Annotated in this window: 13 protein-coding genes; 8 read left to right on the top strand and 5 right to left on the bottom strand. The window is 71.9% G+C overall.

Annotated features, from left to right (window positions below):
• Positions 1 to 593, bottom strand: a 593-nt coding sequence (locus GTW40_RS14750) for an ADP-ribosylglycohydrolase family protein (RefSeq protein ID WP_202485891.1), incomplete at its 3' end; no start/stop codon positions are given.
• A 293-nt stretch (positions 594 to 886) separates the two neighbouring features.
• Here GTW40_RS14750 and GTW40_RS14755 point away from each other — a divergent pair.
• The 3 genes from GTW40_RS14755 (at position 887) to GTW40_RS14765 (ending at position 8,134) form a co-directional block, all read left to right on the top strand.
• Positions 887 to 1,618 carry a VIT1/CCC1 transporter family protein gene (locus GTW40_RS14755; protein WP_161180647.1) on the top strand — a complete coding sequence of 244 codons (732 nt, stop codon included), beginning with the start codon at positions 887 to 889 and terminating at the stop codon, positions 1,616 to 1,618.
• A 464-nt stretch (positions 1,619 to 2,082) separates the two neighbouring features.
• Entirely contained in the window at positions 2,083 to 6,678 is a 4,596-nt protein-coding gene (gene gltB, locus GTW40_RS14760) for a glutamate synthase large subunit (RefSeq protein ID WP_202485892.1), read from the top strand.
• Positions 6,671 to 8,134, top strand: coding sequence for a glutamate synthase subunit beta (locus tag GTW40_RS14765; protein WP_161180648.1), 1,464 nt, complete (start codon positions 6,671 to 6,673; stop codon positions 8,132 to 8,134). Before gltB ends, GTW40_RS14765 begins: the two co-directional genes overlap by 8 nt.
• 107 nt (positions 8,135 to 8,241) lie before the next feature.
• Here GTW40_RS14765 and GTW40_RS14770 read toward each other — a convergent pair whose 3' ends face one another.
• Positions 8,242 to 9,159, bottom strand: coding sequence for a rhomboid family intramembrane serine protease (locus GTW40_RS14770; protein ID WP_161180649.1), 918 nt, complete (start codon positions 9,157 to 9,159; stop codon positions 8,242 to 8,244).
• A gap of 226 nt (positions 9,160 to 9,385) precedes the next feature.
• On the opposite strand from GTW40_RS14770, the gene GTW40_RS14775 reads away from it, so the two are divergent.
• Positions 9,386 to 10,696 (top strand): hypothetical protein, encoded by a 1,311-nt coding sequence (locus GTW40_RS14775; protein ID WP_343245701.1) that lies wholly within the window; start codon positions 9,386 to 9,388, stop codon positions 10,694 to 10,696.
• A 13-nt stretch (positions 10,697 to 10,709) separates the two neighbouring features.
• Here GTW40_RS14775 and GTW40_RS14780 read toward each other — a convergent pair whose 3' ends face one another.
• Positions 10,710 to 11,597: a hypothetical protein gene (locus GTW40_RS14780; protein ID WP_161180651.1), complete on the bottom strand. Its 888-nt coding sequence runs from the start codon at positions 11,595 to 11,597 to the stop codon at positions 10,710 to 10,712.
• A 98-nt stretch (positions 11,598 to 11,695) separates the two neighbouring features.
• Here GTW40_RS14780 and GTW40_RS14785 point away from each other — a divergent pair, with 98 nt between their 5' ends.
• Both GTW40_RS14785 and pepN read left to right on the top strand, forming a co-directional pair.
• Positions 11,696 to 12,037, top strand: a complete 342-nt coding sequence (locus GTW40_RS14785; protein WP_161180652.1) for a chorismate mutase — start codon at positions 11,696 to 11,698, stop codon at positions 12,035 to 12,037.
• Positions 12,038 to 12,178: 141 nt separating this feature from the next.
• The gene (gene pepN / locus GTW40_RS14790; RefSeq protein ID WP_161180653.1) at positions 12,179 to 14,662 is read left to right on the top strand and encodes an aminopeptidase N; all 2,484 of its coding nucleotides are present in this window, start codon (positions 12,179 to 12,181) and stop codon (positions 14,660 to 14,662) included.
• Positions 14,663 to 14,687: 25 nt separating this feature from the next.
• Here the strand turns inward: pepN and GTW40_RS14795 are convergent, their stop codons facing one another.
• On the bottom strand, positions 14,688 to 15,242 hold the full coding sequence (locus tag GTW40_RS14795) for a GNAT family N-acetyltransferase (RefSeq protein ID WP_161180654.1): 555 nt from the start codon (positions 15,240 to 15,242) through the stop codon (positions 14,688 to 14,690).
• 146 nt (positions 15,243 to 15,388) lie between these two features.
• On the opposite strand from GTW40_RS14795, the gene GTW40_RS14800 reads away from it, so the two are divergent.
• Together GTW40_RS14800 and GTW40_RS14805 are read left to right on the top strand one after the other, a co-directional pair.
• Positions 15,389 to 16,747 (top strand): aminotransferase class V-fold PLP-dependent enzyme, encoded by a 1,359-nt coding sequence (locus tag GTW40_RS14800; RefSeq protein ID WP_161180655.1) that lies wholly within the window; start codon positions 15,389 to 15,391, stop codon positions 16,745 to 16,747.
• Positions 16,744 to 18,156: a SidA/IucD/PvdA family monooxygenase gene (locus GTW40_RS14805; RefSeq protein ID WP_161180656.1), complete on the top strand. Its 1,413-nt coding sequence runs from the start codon at positions 16,744 to 16,746 to the stop codon at positions 18,154 to 18,156. Before GTW40_RS14800 ends, GTW40_RS14805 begins: the two co-directional genes overlap by 4 nt.
• A gap of 13 nt (positions 18,157 to 18,169) precedes the next feature.
• Here GTW40_RS14805 and GTW40_RS14810 read toward each other — a convergent pair whose 3' ends face one another.
• Positions 18,170 to 19,993 (bottom strand): 5'-nucleotidase C-terminal domain-containing protein, encoded by a 1,824-nt coding sequence (locus GTW40_RS14810; protein ID WP_161180657.1) that lies wholly within the window; start codon positions 19,991 to 19,993, stop codon positions 18,170 to 18,172.
• Positions 19,994 to 20,058 lie beyond the last annotated feature (65 nt).

The following is a 20,058-nucleotide window of genomic DNA, read 5'->3' on the forward strand; positions in this document are numbered from 1 at the left end:
ACCGCCTGTCCGCCGTGGATGCCCTCGCCCTCGTGGCTGACCGAGCCGTCGATCGCCACGAGCCGGGCCGCCTCGGCGGGCCGCCCGGCGGCGAACACCCCGAAGGGTGCCGCCCGCATCGCGAGCCCGTCGCTCCAGGCGTGCCGGTGCTGGGCGGAGATGGGGGCCGCGAGGCCGCGCCGCAGGTTCTCCAGGGTGCCGCGCTCGCTGAAGCCCGCGCCCCGGAAGGGGCCCTCGGCCCGGTCCGCGATCCACTGGTGCCACGCCGCCTCGACATGCGCCGGGGTGAGCGCGGAGCCGTGCCGGGCGAGCAGCAGCCCCGAGAAGATCGCGTACTCGGTGTCGTCCGTGCCCGAGGGCCGGTCGGTGACGTACCCGGTGATACGGCCCCAGCGGGCGCGGATCTCGGAGGGCTTCATGTTCTCGGCCGGGGCGCCGAGCGCGTCGCCCACCGCCAGGCCGAGCAGCGCGCCGCGCGCCCGCTCGCGCGGTCCGGGCCGGTCCCCGTGCGCCGGGTCCGGGACGGGGTCCGGGGCCGGATCCGGGTCGAGGTCTGGGTCGGGGTCCGGGGCGGTGCGGGCGGTCGAAGCCATGGCGGACTCTCCTTCGGCGGTGGGCCGCGCCGGGGCCTGTCCTGGAGACATGGGCCGCGCGGCCCTTTGCGGATGTGTCCCCCGCGACACGCGCCGACCAGCCTCCGGAGGGCCGGTATCACCCTCTCGGCATCTGAGCGTGTGATTCCTCGGATGAGCAAGAAAAGGTAAAGCCGCAGGTTAGCGCAGCCTTTCCTTGCTGGCGGGTGCGGAATGGCCGACGTAGGTTGAGGGTTGTCAAAAGATAGAAACAGTCCAAAGTTAGCTTTGGCTAAGCTTCCCGGGGGTTCTGGATGGCCATCATCGACACCGAGGCCACGCTGCACGAGGCGCACCGTGACAACCACACGCACCGCGACGTCAACGGCGGCTGGCTGCGCCCCGCCGTCTTCGGTGCGATGGACGGCCTGGTGTCCAACCTCGCCCTGCTGACCGGTGTCGCGGGCGGGTCCGTCGGCCACCAGACGATCGTGATCACGGGCCTCGCCGGGCTCGCCGCGGGCGCCTTCTCCATGGCGGCCGGCGAGTACACCTCCGTCGCCTCGCAGCGCGAGCTGGTGCTGGCCGAGCTGGACGTCGAGCGCCGTGAGCTGCGCAAACACCCGCAGGCCGAGGAGGAGGAGCTGGCCGCGCTGTACGCCGCGCGCGGAGTCGAGCCCGGCCTCGCCCGCGAGGTCGCCCGGCAGCTGTCGAAGGACCCCGAGCGCGCCCTGGAGATCCACGCCCGCGAGGAGCTGGGCATCGACCCGGCCGACCTGCCCTCGCCGCTGGTGGCCGCCGTGTCCTCGTTCGCCTCGTTCGCGCTGGGTGCCCTGCTGCCCGTGCTGCCGTTCCTGCTGGGCGCGACCGTGCTCTGGCCCGCCGTGCTCCTCGCCCTCGCCGGGCTCTTCGGCTGCGGTGCGGTGGTGGCCCGCGTGACGGCGCGGAGCTGGTGGTTCAGCGGCCTGCGGCAGCTCGCCCTCGGTGGCGCGGCGGCCGGTGTGACGTACGCCCTGGGCAGCCTGTTCGGTACGGCCCTAGGATGACAGTCACGGGATGTATGCGAGAGCCCGCATAAATAATCGTTACTCGCGGGTTTCGAACGCTTAACCACGGGGCATGACCTGTGAGCACTGGCACTGCGGGCAATGACGCCTGCGGTGCGCCCGTGGGACCCGGGGGAAAGACACCCGGCCCGCCCCCTCGGACCGGCCCGGTCCCGATCCGACCGATCACCCCCGGCCCGGCCTTCACGCACCTTTCCCGCCGCCGTGCGCGGCACCCGCCGTGACCGACCTCGCGGCACCCGCCGCGACCCCTGCGGCACCCTCGCCGCACCCCCGCGGCACCCGACGCGACCTTCCGTGTGGCGTCCGCATGCTGGAACGGCCTATCCGGTTCCCGGGAGCCGTCCCATCATGTAACCTGCACGAAATTTTGCACCCCACGCAGAGGGCCAGCGTCGTCCCTCGGTACCGCACATGGCCAGATGACGACGACGGGAGAGCCGATGCGTACGCCGCGCCAGCCGTCCCAGCACTCCGTGACCGACCGCCCCTGGTCCTTCATGGATGCCCGCCCTGCGGCTCAGGGCATGTACGACCCCCGCGACGAACACGACGCCTGTGGCGTCGGTTTCGTGGCCACCCTCACCGGCGAGGCGAGCCACGCGCTGGTCGAGCAGGCGCTGACCGTACTGCGCAATCTCGAACACCGAGGTGCCACCGGCTCCGAACCCGACTCCGGGGACGGCGCCGGAATCCTCTCGCAGGTGCCCGACGCGTTCTTCCGCGAGGTGGCCGGATTCGATCTGCCGGCCGCCGGTTCCTACGCGGTCGGCATCGCCTTCCTGCCCGAGGACGGCACCTCCGACGCCGTCTCACGGATTGAGACGATCGCCGCCGAGGAGGGCCTCACGGTCCTCGGCTGGCGCGAGGTCCCGGTCGCCCCCGAGCTGCTCGGCGCGACCGCCCGCTCGACCATGCCCGCCTTCCGCCAGATCTTCGTGAGTGACGGCGTCAGCGAAGGCATCGCGCTCGACCGCAAGGCGTTCGTGCTGCGCAAGCGCGCCGAGCGGGAGGCGGGGGTCTACTTCCCCTCGCTGTCCGCCCGGACCATCGTCTACAAGGGCATGCTGACCACCGGCCAGCTGGAGCCCTTCTTCCCGGACCTGTCCGACCGCCGCTTCGCCTCCGCGATCGCGCTCGTGCACTCCCGGTTCTCCACGAACACCTTCCCGTCGTGGCCGCTCGCGCACCCGTACCGCTTCATCGCGCACAACGGTGAGATCAACACCGTCAAGGGCAACCGCAACTGGATGCGCGCCCGCGAGTCCCAGCTCGGCTCGGACCTGTTCGGCACCGAGGACAACCTCACCCGGACGTTCCCGGTCTGTACGCCGGACGCCTCCGACTCGGCGTCCTTCGACGAGGTGCTCGAACTCCTGCACCTGGGCGGCCGCTCGCTGCCCCACTCCGTGCTGATGATGATCCCGGAGGCGTGGGAGAACCACGACTCCATGGACCCGGCCCGGCGCGCCTTCTACCAGTTCCACTCCACGATGATGGAGCCCTGGGACGGCCCCGCCTGCGTCACCTTCACCGACGGCGTCCAGGTCGGCGCCGTACTCGACCGCAACGGCCTGCGCCCCGGCCGCTACTGGGTCACCGACGAGGGCCTGGTCGTCCTCGGCTCCGAGGTCGGCGTCCTCGACATCGACCCCGCGCGCGTGGTCCGCAAGGGCCGCCTCCAGCCCGGCCGCATGTTCCTCGTGGACACCGCCGAGCACCGCATCATCGAGGACGACGAGATCAAGGCGTCCCTCGCCGCCGAGCGGCCCTACGGCGACTGGATGGAGGCCGGTGAGATCGAGCTGGGCGACCTGCCCGAGCGCGAGCACATCGTGCACACCCACGCCTCCGTCACCCGCCGCCAGCAGACCTTCGGCTACACCGAGGAAGAGCTGCGCGTCATCCTCGCCCCCATGGCCAAGGCGGGCGCCGAGCCCATCGGCTCCATGGGCACCGACAGTCCCATCGCGGCCCTCTCCGAGCGCCCCCGGCTGCTCTTCGACTACTTCACCCAGCTCTTCGCCCAGGTCACCAACCCCCCGCTGGACGCCATCCGCGAGGAACTGGTCACCTCCCTGCGCTCCTCGCTCGGCCCCTCGGGCAACCTGCTCGACCCGACCGCCGCGTCCTGCCGCTCGGTCCTGCTGCCGTTCCCGGTGATCGACAACGACGAGCTGGCCAAGCTCATCCACATCAACGCCGACGGCGACATGCCCGGCTTCAAGGCCGCGACCCTCTCCGGCCTGTACCGGGTCTCCGGCGGCGGCGAGTCCCTCGCCGCGCGCATCGAGGAGATCTGCGCCGAGGCGGACGCCGCCATCGACAACGGCGCCCGGCTGATCGTCCTGTCCGACCGGCACTCCGACGCCGAGCACGCGCCGATCCCCTCGCTGCTGCTCACCGCCGCCGTCCACCACCACCTCATCCGCACCAAGCAGCGCACCCACGTGGGCCTGCTGGTCGAGGCCGGTGACGTGCGCGAGGTCCACCACGTCGCCCTGCTGATCGGCTACGGCGCGGCCGCCGTCAACCCCTACCTGGCGATGGAGTCCGTCGAGGACCTGGTCCGCGCGGGCACCTTCCTGCCCGGCATGGAGCCCGAGCAGGCCATCCGCAACCTGATCTACGCCCTCGGCAAGGGTGTCCTCAAGGTCATGTCCAAGATGGGCATCTCCACCGTCGCCTCCTACCGGGGTGCCCAGGTCTTCGAGGCCGTCGGTCTCGAGGACGAGTTCGTGTCGAAGTACTTCGTCGGCACCACCTCCAAGATCGGCGGTGTCGGCATCGACGTCATCGCCAAGGAGGTCGCCGCCCGCCACGCCAAGGCGTACCCGGCCAGCGGCATCGCGCCCGCGCACCGCACCCTGGAGATCGGCGGCGAGTACCAGTGGCGCCGCGAGGGCGAGCCGCACCTGTTCGACCCCGAGACGGTCTTCCGTCTCCAGCACTCCACCCGCGCGGGCCGGTACGACATCTTCAAGAAGTACACCGACCGCGTGAACGAGCAGTCCGAGCGCCTGATGACGCTGCGCGGCCTGTTCGGCTTCACCTCGGGGCGCGAGCCGATCCCGGTGGACGAGGTCGAGCCGGTCTCCGAGATCGTCAGGCGCTTCTCCACCGGCGCCATGTCGTACGGCTCCATCTCCCGCGAGGCGCACGAGACGCTCGCCATCGCGATGAACGAGCTGGGCGGCAAGTCCAACACCGGCGAGGGCGGCGAGGACCCGGACCGGCTCTACGACCCGGCCCGGCGCAGCGCCATCAAGCAGGTCGCCTCCGGCCGCTTCGGCGTGACCTCCGAGTACCTGGTCAACGCGGACGACATCCAGATCAAGATGGCCCAGGGCGCCAAGCCCGGCGAGGGCGGCCAGCTGCCCGGCCACAAGGTCTACCCGTGGATCGCCCAGACCCGGCACTCCACGCCCGGCGTCGGCCTGATCTCCCCGCCCCCGCACCACGACATCTACTCCATCGAGGACCTGGCCCAGCTGATCCACGACCTCAAGAACGCGAACCCGCAGGCGCGGATTCACGTCAAGCTGGTCTCCGAGGTCGGCGTCGGCACGGTCGCGGCGGGTGTGTCCAAGGCGCACGCGGACGTGGTGCTCATCTCCGGCCACGACGGCGGTACGGGTGCCTCCCCGCTGACCTCGCTCAAGCACGCGGGCGGTCCCTGGGAGCTGGGCCTCGCCGAGACCCAGCAGACCCTGCTCCTCAACGGGCTGCGCGACCGGATCGTCGTCCAGACCGACGGCCAGCTGAAGACCGGCCGTGACGTGGTGATCGCCGCGCTGCTCGGCGCCGAGGAGTTCGGCTTCGCCACCGCGCCCCTGGTCGTCTCCGGCTGCGTGATGATGCGCGTCTGTCACCTGGACACCTGCCCGGTCGGCATCGCCACCCAGAACCCGGTCCTGCGCGAGCGCTTCAACGGCAAGGCCGAGTACGTCGTCAACTTCTTCCGGTTCATCGCCGAAGAGGTCCGCGAACTCCTGGCCGAGCTGGGCTTCCGCTCCATCGAGGAGGCCGTCGGCCACGCCGAGGTGCTGGACGTCGAGCGCGCGGTGAACCACTGGAAGGCCCAGGGCCTGGACCTCGCCCCGCTGTTCCACGTGCCCGAGCTGCCCGAGGGCGCGGTGCGCCACCAGATCACCACCCAGGACCACGGCCTGGAGAAGGCGCTCGACAACGAGCTGATCAGGCTCGCCGCCGACGCGCTGGCCGCCCCGGACGCCGCCGAGGCCCATCCGGTGCGCGCCCAGGTCGCCATCCGCAACATCAACCGCACGGTCGGCACCATGCTCGGCCACGAGGTGACCCGGAAGTTCGGCGGTGCGGGCCTGCCCGACGACACCATCGACATCACCTTCACCGGCTCGGCGGGCCAGTCCTTCGGCGCCTTCCTGCCGCGCGGTGTCACCCTCCGCCTGGAGGGCGACGCCAACGACTACGTCGGCAAGGGCCTCTCCGGCGGCCGCATCGTGGTCCGCCCTGACCGCGCCGCCGACCACCTGGCCGAGTACTCCACCATCGCGGGCAACACGATCGGCTACGGCGCCACCGGCGGCGAGCTGTTCCTGCGCGGCCGTACCGGCGAACGCTTCTGCGTCCGCAACTCCGGCGCGCTGGTGGTCTCCGAGGGCGTGGGCGACCACGGCTGCGAGTACATGACCGGCGGCCACGCCGTCGTCCTCGGCCCGACCGGCCGCAACTTCGCGGCGGGCATGTCCGGCGGCATCGCCTATGTGATCGACCTCGACCGGGACAACGTCAACCCCGGCAACGCGGGCGCGATCGAGCCCCTGGACGACGCCGACCGTATCTGGCTGCACGAGGTGGTGCGCCGCCACGCGGAGGAGACCGGCTCCACGGTCGCCGCCAAGCTGCTCGCCGACTGGGACCGGGCCGTCGAGCGCTTCAGCAGGATCATCCCCAGCACCTACAAGGCAGTGCTCGCCGCCAAGGACGCCGCCGAGCGAGCCGGTCTCTCCGAGACCGAGATCACCGAGAAGATGATGGAGGCGGCGACCAATGGCTGATCCCAAGGGCTTTCTCACCCACGGCCGCGAGGTCGCCCGCTCCCGCCCCGTGGACGTGCGCCTCAAGGACTGGAACGAGGTCTACGTCCCCGGCTCCCTGCTGCCGATCATCAGCAAGCAGGCCGGCCGGTGCATGGACTGCGGCATCCCGTTCTGCCACAACGGCTGTCCGCTCGGGAACCTGATCCCCGAGTGGAACGACTACGCCTACCGGCAGGACTGGGCCGCCGCCTCCGAGCGGCTGCACGCGACCAACAACTTCCCGGAGTTCACCGGCCGCCTGTGCCCCGCCCCCTGCGAGTCGGCCTGCGTGCTGGGCATCAACCAGCAGCCGGTCACCATCAAGAACGTCGAGGTCTCCATCATCGACAAGGCGTGGGAGACCGGGGACGTCGCCCCGCGCATCCCCGAGCGCCTCTCGGGGAAGACCGTCGCCGTCATCGGCTCGGGCCCGGCCGGGCTCGCCGCCGCCCAGCAGCTCACCCGCGCCGGGCACACGGTCGCCGTCTACGAGCGCGCCGACCGCGTCGGCGGCCTCCTGCGGTACGGCATCCCCGAGTTCAAGATGGAGAAGCGGCACATCAACCGCCGCATAGAGCAGATGCGCGCGGAGGGCACCCGCTTCCGCACCGGCGTCGAGATCGGCCGCGACCTCAAGGCGACCGACCTCAAGAAGCGCTACGACGCGGTCGTCCTGGCCGTCGGCGCCACCACCGCCCGCGATCTCCCCGTCCCCGGGCGGGAGTTGAACGGCATTCACCAGGCGATGGAGTACCTGCCGCTGTCCAACAAGGTCCAGGAGGGCGACTACGTGGCCCCGCCGATCTCGGCCGAGGGCAAGCACGTCGTCGTCATCGGCGGCGGCGACACCGGCGCCGACTGCGTGGGCACCGCCCACCGCCAGGGCGCGGCCTCCGTCACCCAGCTGGAGATCATGCCCCGCCCGAACGACGAGCGGCACGCGCTGAACCAGCCCTGGCCGACCTTCCCCATGCTGTACAAGGTCACCAGCGCCCACGAGGAGGGCGGCGAGCGGGTCTACTCCGTCTCCACCACCCACTTCGAGGGCGACGAGGACGGCAACGTCCAGTGGCTGCACCTGACGGAGGTCGAGTTCATCGACGGCAGGCTGACCCCGAAGCCCGGCAGCGAGCGGAAGATCCCGGCCCAGCTGGTCACCCTCGCCATGGGCTTCACCGGCACCGACCGGGAGAACGGGCTCGTGGAGCAGTTCGGTCTTGAACTGGACGAGCGGGGCAACATCGCCCGCGACGACGACTTCCGGACCAACGTGCCCGGTGTGTTCGTCGCCGGTGACGCGGGCCGCGGCCAGTCCCTCATCGTGTGGGCCATCGCCGAGGGCCGCTCCGCCGCCCGCGGCGTGGACCGCCACCTCACCGGGGCGAGCGACCTGCCCGCCCCGATCCGTCCGACCGACCGCTCCCTGGCGGTCTGACGGTCCCTTCCACCGGATGTCCCGTACAACGGCGTACGCGGCATCGGGCGGCGCCTGCCCGACAGTCCCCGACCGGACGCCCAGGCAGGCGCCGCCGCCTGTTCACGTCATGCCATGACGCCCGTAAAGCCCGACACCTTCACCCAGGTCAGCACCGCCAGCAGCACCAGCAGCGCCGCGCACGCCCCCGCCTGTATCAGCGTCCGGCGCTTGTCCCGGGGCGCGTAGGCGTACGCCAGCGTCACCAGACCGCCCGTCAGCAGGCCGCCCAGATGCGCCTCCCAGGACGTCATGAACGCCGAGACCACCAGCCACACCAGCAGACCGGTCATGTACTGGTTGACCGCCCGCATGTCGTAGCCCAGGCGGCGTCCCATGAGCCAATAGGCCGCGCCCAGGCCGAAGATGGCGCCCGAGGCGCCGATCGTCAGGTCGTCCGGGGCGACAAGCAGCACCAGCACCGAACCGCCCAGCGCCGACAGCAGATACAGCGCGAGATAGCGGGCCCGGCCCAGCTGGGTCTCCACCACGCGGCCGATGCTCCACAGCGAGACCATGTTCATCACGATGTGAATCATCCCCACGCCCTCGTCCGGCGGCATGTGCAGGAACGAGCCGGTCAGCAGCCGCTCCCACTGCCCGCCCGCGAGCCCCTCCGGGCGCAGCACGGGGTCGTACGGGTACTGCCACAGGTAGTGCCCGCCGTGCGGGCCGAGCAGCCCCGCGCCCAGCATCCCGAACCGGTCCACGAGCGACGGCCGGGCCAGCTCCAGGAGATAGGCGGCCACGTTCAGGCCGACCAGCACATAGGTGACCAGCGGGACCGCGCTTATCTTGCCGCCGAACGCCGTCCGCGCCTGCCGGACCGACCGTGTCCCCTCCTTCACGCACTCCACGCACTGATGGCCGACCGCCGCCTCGCGCATGCAGTCCGGGCAGATGTAACGGTCGCAGCGGGTGCAGCGGACGTGCGACTCCACCTTGGGATGGCGAAAGCAGGTGGTCACGTCGGACTCGGCGGTCACGGCCGGCTCCTCGGGGGAAGACTCGGGGAAGACTGGGACAGGGGTGAGCCGGTGGGGCGGCGGCGAACAAACTATCGGACCGGCGCGGACGGTGGGCGGACGGCCGGGGAGGGCCCCCTCCCCGGCTGTGATCACCTGATTTCCCGACGCCGCGTCACCGCCCCGCAGCCCGCGCACTCTTAGGGATGACAGGACCGGCGAGGCACGTCCTCGCTGGTGAGAGGGCGTGCTGATGATGTCCCGGATCATCGCGCCCACCGCAGTCTCCCGGCCCGCGTCTCGTGGGCCGCTGCGCCGTGCGCGGATCCGGAAGGAGACGGCCTTGTCCGAGCAGAACGAGCGAGCCGAGCAGAGCGCCGGGGAGTTCACGCTCACCGGCCCCCTCGCCGCCGCCCCGCCCGCCGGGTACACCGCCCCGAAGCCCGACGACACGTGGCAGCTGCCGAACGGCTTCGCCCACGTCTACTACGGCCAGCGCAACCAGGGCATCACCCGGCCGGTGCTCATCGCCGACGGCTTCAACCTCGGCCGCAGCGACCTCGACTGGCTCTACGCGGGCCTCGACCAGGGCCAGTTCCCCTTCCTGACCCAGCTCCGCAACCGCGGGCGGGACGTCATCCTGCTCGGCTTCGAGGAGCGCACCGCGTCGATCCTCGACAACGCCCAGACCGCGATGGCGGCCATCATGCGGGCCGTCGCCGAACGGCTGGGCAGCACCCGCCTCATGGTGGGCGGCTTCAGCATGGGCGGCCTGATCACCCGCTACGCGCTGGCCAAGATGGAAATGCAGCGCATGGACCACCAGACCGCCGCCTACTTCTCGTACGACACCCCGCACCGGGGCGCGTACATCCCCGTCGGCCTCCAGGCGTTCTCGTACCTCATCCCCGTGCCGAACGACTTCGCCCGGCAGATGAACAGCCCCGCCGCCCGCCAGATGCTCTGGCGCCACTACGACCCGGAGAGCGGCGAGAGCGGCATCGCCCCCGAGCGCACCCAGCTCCTCCAGGAGCTCCAGCGGGTCGGCGACTGGCCCCGCATCCCCCGCCTCCTGGCGCTCGCCAACGGCCGGGGCGACGGCACCGGCATCGCCGTACCGCCCGGCGAGACCGTGCTCAAGCTGGACCGCGTCTACCCCGGCACCGTCTTCTACGCCCAGGCCCAGGGCAAGGACGTCACGGTCGCCGAGCTGAAGCGGCGCTTCCCGGCCGCCGAGAAGACGATCACCACCAGCGGCTTCCCCGAGCTGGACGGCGCCCCCGGCGGCACCCTGCGCTCCTACGGCATCCTCGCCGACGCGCTGAAGAAGGTGGGCGCCCAGGTCGACCTGCGGCACCCGGAGGTCTGTTTCGTGCCCACGGTCAGCGCGCTCTCGATCCGCGACCTCGACCAGCAGAAGGACCTGTACGCGGACGTCGACAACCTGGCGCCGGACGAGAGCGACGTCGACGACTTCCTCTGCTCCTCCGAGACGACGGCCCACACCACCGTCACCGAGGAACTGGCGCACTGGCTGCTGGACCGGCTGCCGGACTAAACCTTGCGGTCGCTCAGGTGTCGCACTCCAGCACCGTGCGGCACAGCCCGCACCGCGCCTTGACCCGGCCCCGCACCGGCACCCTGATCCGCTGGTGGCAGACCGGGCAGTCGAAGGAGACACGCGGGTGCCCGTCGGCCCCGGAGGTGAAGGTGTAGCCCGCTTCCGGGTCCGGTGGGGTGCGCGGGGGACGGCGGCGCTGGTGGGCGTAGCGCAGCCGGGCGGGGCGGCCCGCCGCCGTCAGCGGGGGTCTGCGCTCGTCGTGCCGGGCCCGGGCGAGACCCTTCGCGTACGCGTCCGCCGCCTGCGGGCTGGTGAACCACACCGCCGGGTCCTCGTGGAACAGCAGGGCCCGCTTGGCCAGCACGTACCCGAACTCCTCCGGGGTGAGATAGCCCAGCTTCTGCGAGGCGGGGCCGTGCTCGCGGTAGGCGTCCAGGAGCAGCCAGCCCGCGCCCAGGTAGACCGCCACCGTGTCGGTCAGGATCTCGTTCTCCGCCGTGGTCGGGAAGGCCAGGCCGAGCCGGTGCAGATAGACGTGCGTGACCTCGTGGGCGAGGGCCGCGCCGATGTCCTCGCGGTGGGTGCGGAAGCGGTCGTTCAGCTCCACGAAGTACTCCGGGCCCGCCGCCAGCTCGACGTTCGCCGCGTGGGTCATCTCCCGGAAGCCCACGATCAGCCGGGCGTCCGGCAGCCGGAAGTGCCGCACCAGCTCACGCGCCACCCGCTGGGCGCCCAGATGCAGGTCGTCCGCGTCCCCGAAGGCCACGTCGGCCGGGGCCACGCTGGCCGAGAAGGTCTCCACCACGTCGTACGACAGCCGTCTGTAGAGCGCGGTGACCGCCCGCCGTACCGTCGCCAGATGCGGGAACCCGTGCTCGACCGGTCCGCCGTTCGCCACGTCCGCACCCCCAAAGACGCCGGGAAGCCCCCTCCACCATAGGTCCGTCCCGACCGTCCCGGAACGGGGCCGGGCCGCGCCCCGTAGGGTTGTCGCCCATGACCATCAGCAACACCGGTACCGGTGACGTCGAGCCCGAGGTCCGCGAGGAGCTGGAGCGGCTGCGGGCGAGCATCGACAACATCGACGCGGCCGTCGTCCACATGCTGGCCGAGCGCTTCAAGGCCACCCAGCAGGTCGGCCGCCTCAAGGCCCGCCACCGGCTGCCCCCGGCCGACCCCGCCCGCGAGTCCCGCCAGATCGCCCGCCTGCGCAGCCTCGCCGAGGACGCCCGCCTCGACCCGGCCTTCGCCGAGAAGTTCCTCAACTTCATCGTGGCCGAGGTGATCCGCCACCACGAACGCATCGCCGAGGACACGGCGCGGCCTCCGGCGAACTGAGGGAGGAGCGGGGCGCGAAGCCTCTGGTGAGCCGGGGGGAAAAGCGCGCGAGGGCGGACGAGGGGCGGGCGAGGGGCGGACATAAGCCATGTACCGGTCCGCCCCTGTCCGGCACCGGCGGCATCGGGCAGCATGGCCTGCATGTCCGTACTGACGCGCGACGAAGCGCAAGCCCGAGCACAGCTCATCGACGTCCACCGCTACACCGTCGACCTCGACCTCACCACCGGGGACGAGACCTTCGGCTCCCGTACCGTGATCGCGTTCAGCGCGCGGTCCGACGGGGACACCTTCGTCGAGCTGAAGCCCGTCGAGCTGCGCTCCGTCACCCTGGACGGACAGCCCCTGGACCCGGAGACCCTGGACGGCAACCGGCTGCCGCTGAAGAACCTCACCAAGGGCCCGCACGACCTCGTCGTGGACGCCGCCATGCGCTACTCGCGCACCGGCGAGGGCATGCACCGCTTCACCGACCCCACCGACGGCGAGACCTACGTCTACACCCAGCTCTTCCTCGACGACGTCCAGCGCGTCTACGCCGCCTTCGACCAGCCCGACCTCAAGGCCGTCTTCGACGTCACCGTGACCGCCCCCGAGGACTGGACCGTCCTCGCCAACGGCATCACCGAGCACCTCGGCGAGGGCCGCTGGAAGGCCGCCACCACCCCGCTCATCTCCACCTACCTCCTCGCCGTCGCCGCAGGCCCCTGGCACTCGGTGCGCACCGAACACCGCGGCCTGCCCTTCGGCATCCACTGCCGCCGCTCGCTCGCCCCCCACCTCGACGCCGACGCCGACGAGATCCTCGACGTCACCCGCGCCTGCTTCGACCGCTACCACGAGAAGTTCACGGAGCCCTACCCCTTCGACTCCTACGACCAGGCGTTCGTCCCCGAGTTCAACGCGGGCGCCATGGAGAACCCCGGACTCGTCACCTTCCGCGACGAGTTCGTCTACCGCTCCGCCGTCACCGACACCGAGCGGCAGACCCGCGCCATGGTCATCGCCCACGAGATGGCCCACATGTGGTTCGGCGACCTCGTCACCCTCAAGTGGTGGGACGACATCTGGCTGAACGAGTCCTTCGCGGAGTACATGGGCTACCAGACCACTCTGGAGGCCACCCGCTTCACCGAGCCCTGGGTCGAGTTCGGCGTCACCCGCAAGGCCTGGGGCTACGACGCCGACCAGCGCCCCTCCACCCACCCCGTCGCCCCCGAGGCCGTCGACGACACCGCCGCCGCCCTCCTCAACTTCGACGGCATCTCCTACGCCAAGGGCGCCTCCGCCCTGCGCCAACTCGTCGCCTGGCTCGGCGAGAAGGACTTCCTCGCGGGCATCAACATCCACTTCGAGCGGCACCGCTTCGGCAACGCCACCCTCGCCGACTTCATCGACTCCCTCGCCGCCGCCACCGAACGCGACGTCCACGCCTGGGCCGACGCCTGGCTGCGCACCACCGGCGTCGACAAGCTCACCGCGCAGATCGGCTCCGCCGAGGACGGCACCCGCACCCTCACCGTCGAGCACGACGGCAGCCGCCCGCACCGGGTCACCGTCGGCCTCTACGACCACGACCTCACCGAGGAGGGCCGCCTCACCCCGCGCGGACACCTCGGCCTCGACATCCCGCACACCGGACCCGCCCCCATCGGCAAGCGCCCCGCGCTGGTCGTCCTCAACGACGGCGACCAGACCTACGCCAAGATCCGCTTCGACACCGACTCCTTCGAGACCGTCCGCACCAGCCTCTCCGGCCTGCCCGACCCGCTCACCCGCGCGGTCGTCTGGAACGCCCTGCGCGACGCCGTACGCGACGGCGAACTCCCGCCCGCCGCCTACCTGGAGGCCGCCCGCGCGCACCTCCCGCGGGAGACCGACCTCGCCCTCGTCGAGGGCGTCCTCGCCTTCGCCATCGGCAACATCGCCCTGCGCTACCTCACCCCCGAGGAGCGCCCCGCCGCCCTCGCCACCCTCACCTCGCTCTGCCGCGACCTCATCCGCCGCACCGAGGACGGCGACAACCCCGGCCTGCGCCTGATCGCCGTACGCCGCTTCATCGACGTCGCCGCCCACCCCGAGACCATCGCCGCCTGGCTCGCCGACGGCACCGTGCCCGGCGGACCCGAACTCGACCCCGAGCTGCGCTGGCGCATCCTCGGCCGGCTCGCCGTGCTCGGCGCCACCGACGAGGCCGCCATCGCCGCCGAGCTGGAGCGCGACCCCTCCGCCAGCGGCCAGGAGGGCACCGCCCGCTGCCGCGCCGCGCTGCCCGACCCGGAGGCCAAGCGGATCGCCTGGGACGCGATGTTCACCGGCGACGACCTCTCCAACTACCTCTTCAAGTCCGTCGCCCAGGGCTTCTGGCAGCCCGAACAGGCCGACCTGGTACGGGAGTACGTCCCCCGCTACTTCAAGGAGGCCCCCGCCCTCGCCGCCCGCCGCGGCCCCGCCATCGCCGCCGCCGCGGGCGTCTGGGCCTTCCCCCGGCACGCCGTCGACCGCGAGACCCTCACCCTCGGGGAGACCTGCCTGCGCGAGGACGCCCCGCCCACGGCCCTGCGCCGCAAGCTGATCGACGAACTGGACGATCTGGCACGGGCGTTGCGCGTACGGGGCGAGTAGCCGACCGGGGCGCCGGGCGGTGCTGTCAGGCGGAAGCCGCTCTCCGCAGCACCGCCCGGCGCGGCGCCCCCGCACCGCGACCGGGCGCCGACGCCGCCTCCGTCGACGCCGTATCCTCCGGCGGGCCGTCCAGTGTGAAGCCGAGGCGGGTCAGAAAGCGCTCACCCGGCACCCAGCCCGGCGGAACCGTCGCCGTGACCAGCGGGGGCTCGCCGAAGCGGGGGAGGAGCGCCTCCGCCACGGCCCGGCCCAGGCCCCGCCCCCGCGCCCACGGCGCCAGCAGGAACAGGCCCACCGCCACCGCTCCCCGCTCGGGATGGTCCCGCACCGCGTCGATCACGCCCGCGACCTCGCCGTTGCGCTCCACCACCAGCAGCGCCTTGGCCTCCGGGTCCGCGCCCGGCGGCAGCGCGTAGAACAGACTCTGCACGTCACCCGGCCCCGACGGCAGCCCCGTCGCCGCCAGGAACCAGTCCTCGCACTCCTCGAACAGTCTGAGCAGCGGCCCCTCGTCACGGGGGCGCACCTCCCGGACGAGAACGCGCTCACCTGGGACGTCGACCGGCCACACCTCGTTCATCCCGCCGACGATATGCCCGTACACGCACTCCTCCGACGCATTTTCCCCGTACGGCAGTACCCACGACCGCCCCGAGTCGTTGGACATCGCGGACACCCGGCCCCAAATCCGCCCGGCCGGACGTCCCCCGCCCCGCAGGAGAGCCCATGAGCACCCCGCCCCTCGCCGCCGGACCGCACGGCCCCGACGCGCTGCGGCCCCTGCTGGACACCGTGCTCGACGCCCTCGCGGCGGGCGCGCGCGACAGGGGCGGACCGCTGCCCGCCGGAGGACCGCACGCCGTGGACGCCCGCGTCGAGGAAGCCCTCGGCGACGTCCTCCCCGAGCACGGCGACCCCGACGCCCTGCGCACCCTCGTCCACCTCCTCGCCGCAGGCGCCGCCGACCCCGCCGACCCGCTCTGCGCGGGCCACCTGCACTGCCCCCCGCTCGCCGTCGCCACCGCCGCCGACCTCGCCGCCAGTGCCCTCAACCCCTCCATGGACTCCTGGGACCAGGCCCCCGCCGCCTCCGCACTGGAGGCCCGCGTCACCCGCGCCCTCGCCCAGGAGGCCGGACTCGCCGACGCCCTGGTCACCACCGGCGGCACCGAGTCCAACCAACTCGCCCTGCTCCTCGCCCGCGAGACCCACGGCAGCGCGCCCACCCTCGTCTGCGGGGCCAACGCCCACCACTCCCTGCCCCGCGCCGCCTGGCTCCTCGGCCTGCCCACCCCGCTCGTCCTGCCCACCCCGGACGGCACCCTCGACCCCGCCGCCCTCGACACCGCGCTCACCGGACTCCAGGGCCCCGCCCTCGTCGCCGCCACCGCGGGCACCACCGACGCCGGACTCATCGACCCGCTCCCCGAGATCGCCGCCCGCTGCGCCGCCCACGGCGCCCGCCTCCACATCGACGCGGCCTACGGCGGCGGACTCCTGTTCAGCGACCGCCACCGCGCCAAACTCGCCGGACTCGACGCCGCCGACACCGTCACCCTCGACCTGCACAAACTCGGCTGGCAGCCCGTCGCCGCCGGACTCCTCGCCGTCGCCCGCCCCGCCGAGCTGACCGCCCTCCACCAGCGCGCCGACTACCTCAACGCCGACGACGACACCGACGCCGGCTACCCCGACCTCCTCGGCCGCTCCCCGCGCACCACCCGCCGCCCCGACATCCTCAAGGCCGCCGTCACCCTCAAGACCCTCGGCCGCACCGGACTCGCCGAACTGGTCGACCAAGTCTGCGCCCATGCCGAGGAGTTCGCCGCACTCGTCCGCGACCACCCCCGCTTCGAGCTGTACGGCGCCCCCGGCATCAGCACCGTCCTGTTCCGGCCCGCCCACGCCCCCGACGACACCGTGGCCGCCGTCCGCCGCACCCTGCTCCACCAGGGCCGCGCCGTCCTCGGCCGGGCCCACGCCGACGGCCGCCTCTGGCTCAAGGCCACCCTCCTCAACCCCCACACCCGCCCGGACGACCTGGCCCACCTCCTGAAACTCGTCGAAGGACACACGACCGGATGACCCAGCCCCCACGGCACGAGCCCGCATCCCCCCGCGACCTCGTCGGCATCGGCATCGGCCCCAGCAACCTCTCCCTGGCCGCCCTCGCCCACCCCCTCGCCGAACTCGACGCCGTCTTCTACGAACAGCGCCCCGGCTTCGACTGGCACCCCGGCCTGCTCATCGAGGACGCCACCCTCCAAGTCCCCTTCCTCGCCGACCTCGTGACCCTCGCCGACCCCACCAGCCCCTGGAGCTTCCTCAACTACCTCCGCGCCCGCCAGCGCCTCTTCCCCTTCTACTTCGCCGAGCACTTCCACATCCGACGCGCCGAGTACGACGCCTACTGCCGCTGGGTCTCCCGGCACCTGCCCGGACTGCGCTTCTCCCACCAGGTCGACACCGTCCGCTGGGACCCCGAACGCGACGTGTTCGAGGTCGACTTCACCCGCCTCGACGCCGAAGGCCACGCCGAATCCCTCGGCCGCACCCGCGCCCGCAACCTCGTCCTCGGCATCGGCACCGCACCCCACATCCCCGAACCCCTGCGCCCGCTCGCCGCCGCCCCCGGCGTCCCCGTCCTGCACGCCGCCGACTACCTCACCCACCGCGACGCCCTCCTCGCCGCAGGACACGTCACCGTCGTCGGCTCCGGACAGTCCGGCGCCGAGGTCTTCCTCGACCTCCTGCGCCACCGCCCCCAAGGCCGCGAGGGCCTCCACTGGCTCGGCCGCACCCCCGCCTTCGCCCCCATGGAGTACTCCAAGCTCGGCCTGGAACACTTCACCCCCGACCACACCCGCTACTTCCACGCCCTCGCCGAACCCGTCCGCGACCGGCTCGTCCCCGCCCAATGGCAGCTCCACAAGGGCGTCGACGCGGGCACCCTCGCCGCCATCCACGACGAGCTGTACCGGCGCACCCTCCACGGCGGCTGGCCCGACGCCGTCCTCACCCCCGGCGTCCACGTCCGCACCGCGGGCCGCCTCGGCACCGGACAGGTCGAACTCCACCTCGAACACCACGACCAGGGCACCCGCACCCGCCTCGCCACCGACGCCGTCGTCCTCGCCACCGGCTACCGCGAACGTCCCCTCGACGGCGTCCTCGCCGGACTCACCCCGCACCTGCGCCGCGACAGCCGTGGACGCCCCCTGATCGACGACGCGTTCCGGCTCGTCCTCGACCCCGCCGTCACCGGCGCCGTCCACGTCCAGAACGCCGAACTCCACACCCACGGCGTCGGCGCCCCCGACCTCGGCCTCACCGCCTGGCGCAGCGCGAGCATCCTCAACTCCCTGACGGGCAAGGAGCAGTACCCGCTCCCCACCCGGACCGCCTTCACCACCTTCGGACTCCACCCGCAACGCACGAACCCCGGCGACGGCAGGACCCACCAGGTCCGCACCGTCGCCGGGGCACCGGTCTAGCAGCCGAGGACTACTAGAACACCGGCGTGCCGTTCCGCGTCAGCTTCCAGTCCACCGACGCGAAGTCCTTCGGGTCCAGCTCGCCCTTGGCCGTCACCCACTCCGCGATCCGGGTCCGGATCTCCGTGGACTCCGACCACAGCTCCTTCGCCGACGCCACATACGGGAAGGCGCCGCCACCGTTCGCCCGGTAGTTGTTCACCGCGAACACGAACTGCGCGGCGTCGTCCAACGGCGCCCCGCCGAACGTCAGATTCCTGATCCGCGACCCGGCCGGCTGCGCCACGTCGATGTCGTACGACAGCCCGGACACATAGTCGTAGTTGTAGTCCGGGCGGCCGTTCGCGTTCGTCAGCTTGTCCACGTCCACCGCGGCACCCGGCGCGGTCTGCGCGAAGTACTCCGCCGAGTACTCCAGGTACGCCCGCACCTGCGCCCCCGTCAGCAGCTTCGCCACCAGCGTGTTGTCGTACACGTACAGGCCCGACAGATCCCGGATCGTCACATCGCCCGCCGGGATCTCACTGGTCCGCGAGAACGGCGACGCCTGCGACAGCACCGGCAGCGACGCGTACGAGGTACCCGCGAGCGCCGCCTTGACCACGTCCTCCTGCACCTTGTTGATCAGGTCGATGATCGGCGCGTCCTTGTACCGCGCGTCCACCGTCGTCAGCGTCTGCGTCGCCCGGCCCACCACCTGGTTGACGTACGCGACCACCTTCGTGTGCTCGGCCGTCAGCAGCCGGGTGATCTTCGGGTCGTCCGCGACCGTCCGCGAGTCCCGCAGCGACGCCGCGACCGACTCGACCTCCCACTTGCCCCGCCGCAGCACCAACTCCACGTCGAACAGCGTCAGCCGCTCCGCGAAGCACAGCGGCTCCGACAGCACGACCGTCTTCCCCGACTTCTCGTTGACGACCCGTAGCTCCGGGATCTCCAGGTGAGCATGGCCCACCAGAATCGCGTCGATCCCCGGCACCAGCCGCGCCACGTTCGCCGCCGCGTTCTCCACGTACGGCACCTGGTCACCGTACGACGACGTGCCCGACGTACCCGAGTGCGCCGAGACGATCACCACGTCCGCACCCATCGAGCGCAGCTTCGGCACCCACTTCGCCGCCTGCTCCTCCAGCCCCTCGAACGCCAGCTTCCCCTGGACGTACGCCTTGTCCCAGATCGCGATGCCCGGATTCGTCAGCCCCAGCACCGCCACCTTCACCGGCGGCGCCCCCGGCACCCGGAACTCCTTCATCACGTACGGCTGGAACGCGGGCTTCAACGTCTTCGCGTCCAGCGCGTTCGCGCCCAGCAGCGGGAAGCGCAACTGGCTCTCGAACTTGCGCAGCGTCTCGATGCCGTAGTTGAACTCGTGATTGCCCAGCGCCGCCGCGTCGTACCCCATCGCGTTCATCGCCAGCGCCATCGGATGCACCGGACCACCCTTGGCGGTGATCGGGTCCACCTTCGCGTAGTAGTACGTCAGCGGGGTGCCCTGGATCGTGTCGCCCGCGTCGATGAGCAGCGTGTTGTGCCGCCCCTTCTCCGCACGGACCTGGTTCACCAGCGTCGAGACCCGGGACAGCCCCAGCGCGTTGCCCGCCGGGTCGGAGTACTCCGCGTTCTTGAAGTAGTCCCAGTTGAAGACGTGCCCGTGGAGGTCGGTCGTACCCATCACGGTCAGCTCGTACCGCTTCTCGTGATGCTTGCCGTGCTGGTCGTGCGCGCTGTGGCTGCCGGGCGCGGCCTCGGCCACCGGCGCCCCCACCCCGCCCGCGACGGCCACCCCCGCCCCGGTCACGGCGGACTTCTTCAGGAACTTCCGGCGGTTCAACGACATCGGTGGCCTCTCTCGGCATGATCGGACAACGCGCGTAGATTGTGCCGGGCCGCGCCCCGCCGCAA

The sequence above is a fragment of the Streptomyces sp. SID4985 genome, assembly GCF_009863025.1.
Taxonomy (GTDB): Bacteria; Actinomycetota; Actinomycetes; order Streptomycetales; family Streptomycetaceae; genus Streptomyces.

Bases quoted from the DNA above. Each gene is read 5' to 3' on its own strand.
- GTW40_RS14765 (WP_161180648.1), top strand. From the start codon at position 6,671: ATGGCTGATCCCAAGGGCTTTCTCACCCACGGCCGCGAGGTCGCCCGC.
- gltB (WP_202485892.1), top strand. From the start codon at position 2,083: ATGCGTACGCCGCGCCAGCCGTCCCAGCACTCCGTGACCGACCGCCCC.
- GTW40_RS14800 (WP_161180655.1), top strand. From the start codon at position 15,389: ATGAGCACCCCGCCCCTCGCCGCCGGACCGCACGGCCCCGACGCGCTG.
- GTW40_RS14785 (WP_161180652.1), top strand. From the start codon at position 11,696: ATGACCATCAGCAACACCGGTACCGGTGACGTCGAGCCCGAGGTCCGC.
- pepN (WP_161180653.1), top strand. From the start codon at position 12,179: ATGTCCGTACTGACGCGCGACGAAGCGCAAGCCCGAGCACAGCTCATC.
- GTW40_RS14805 (WP_161180656.1), top strand. From the start codon at position 16,744: ATGACCCAGCCCCCACGGCACGAGCCCGCATCCCCCCGCGACCTCGTC.
- GTW40_RS14795 (WP_161180654.1), bottom strand. From the start codon at position 15,242: ATGAACGAGGTGTGGCCGGTCGACGTCCCAGGTGAGCGCGTTCTCGTC.
- GTW40_RS14810 (WP_161180657.1), bottom strand. From the start codon at position 19,993: ATGTCGTTGAACCGCCGGAAGTTCCTGAAGAAGTCCGCCGTGACCGGG.
- GTW40_RS14755 (WP_161180647.1), top strand. From the start codon at position 887: ATGGCCATCATCGACACCGAGGCCACGCTGCACGAGGCGCACCGTGAC.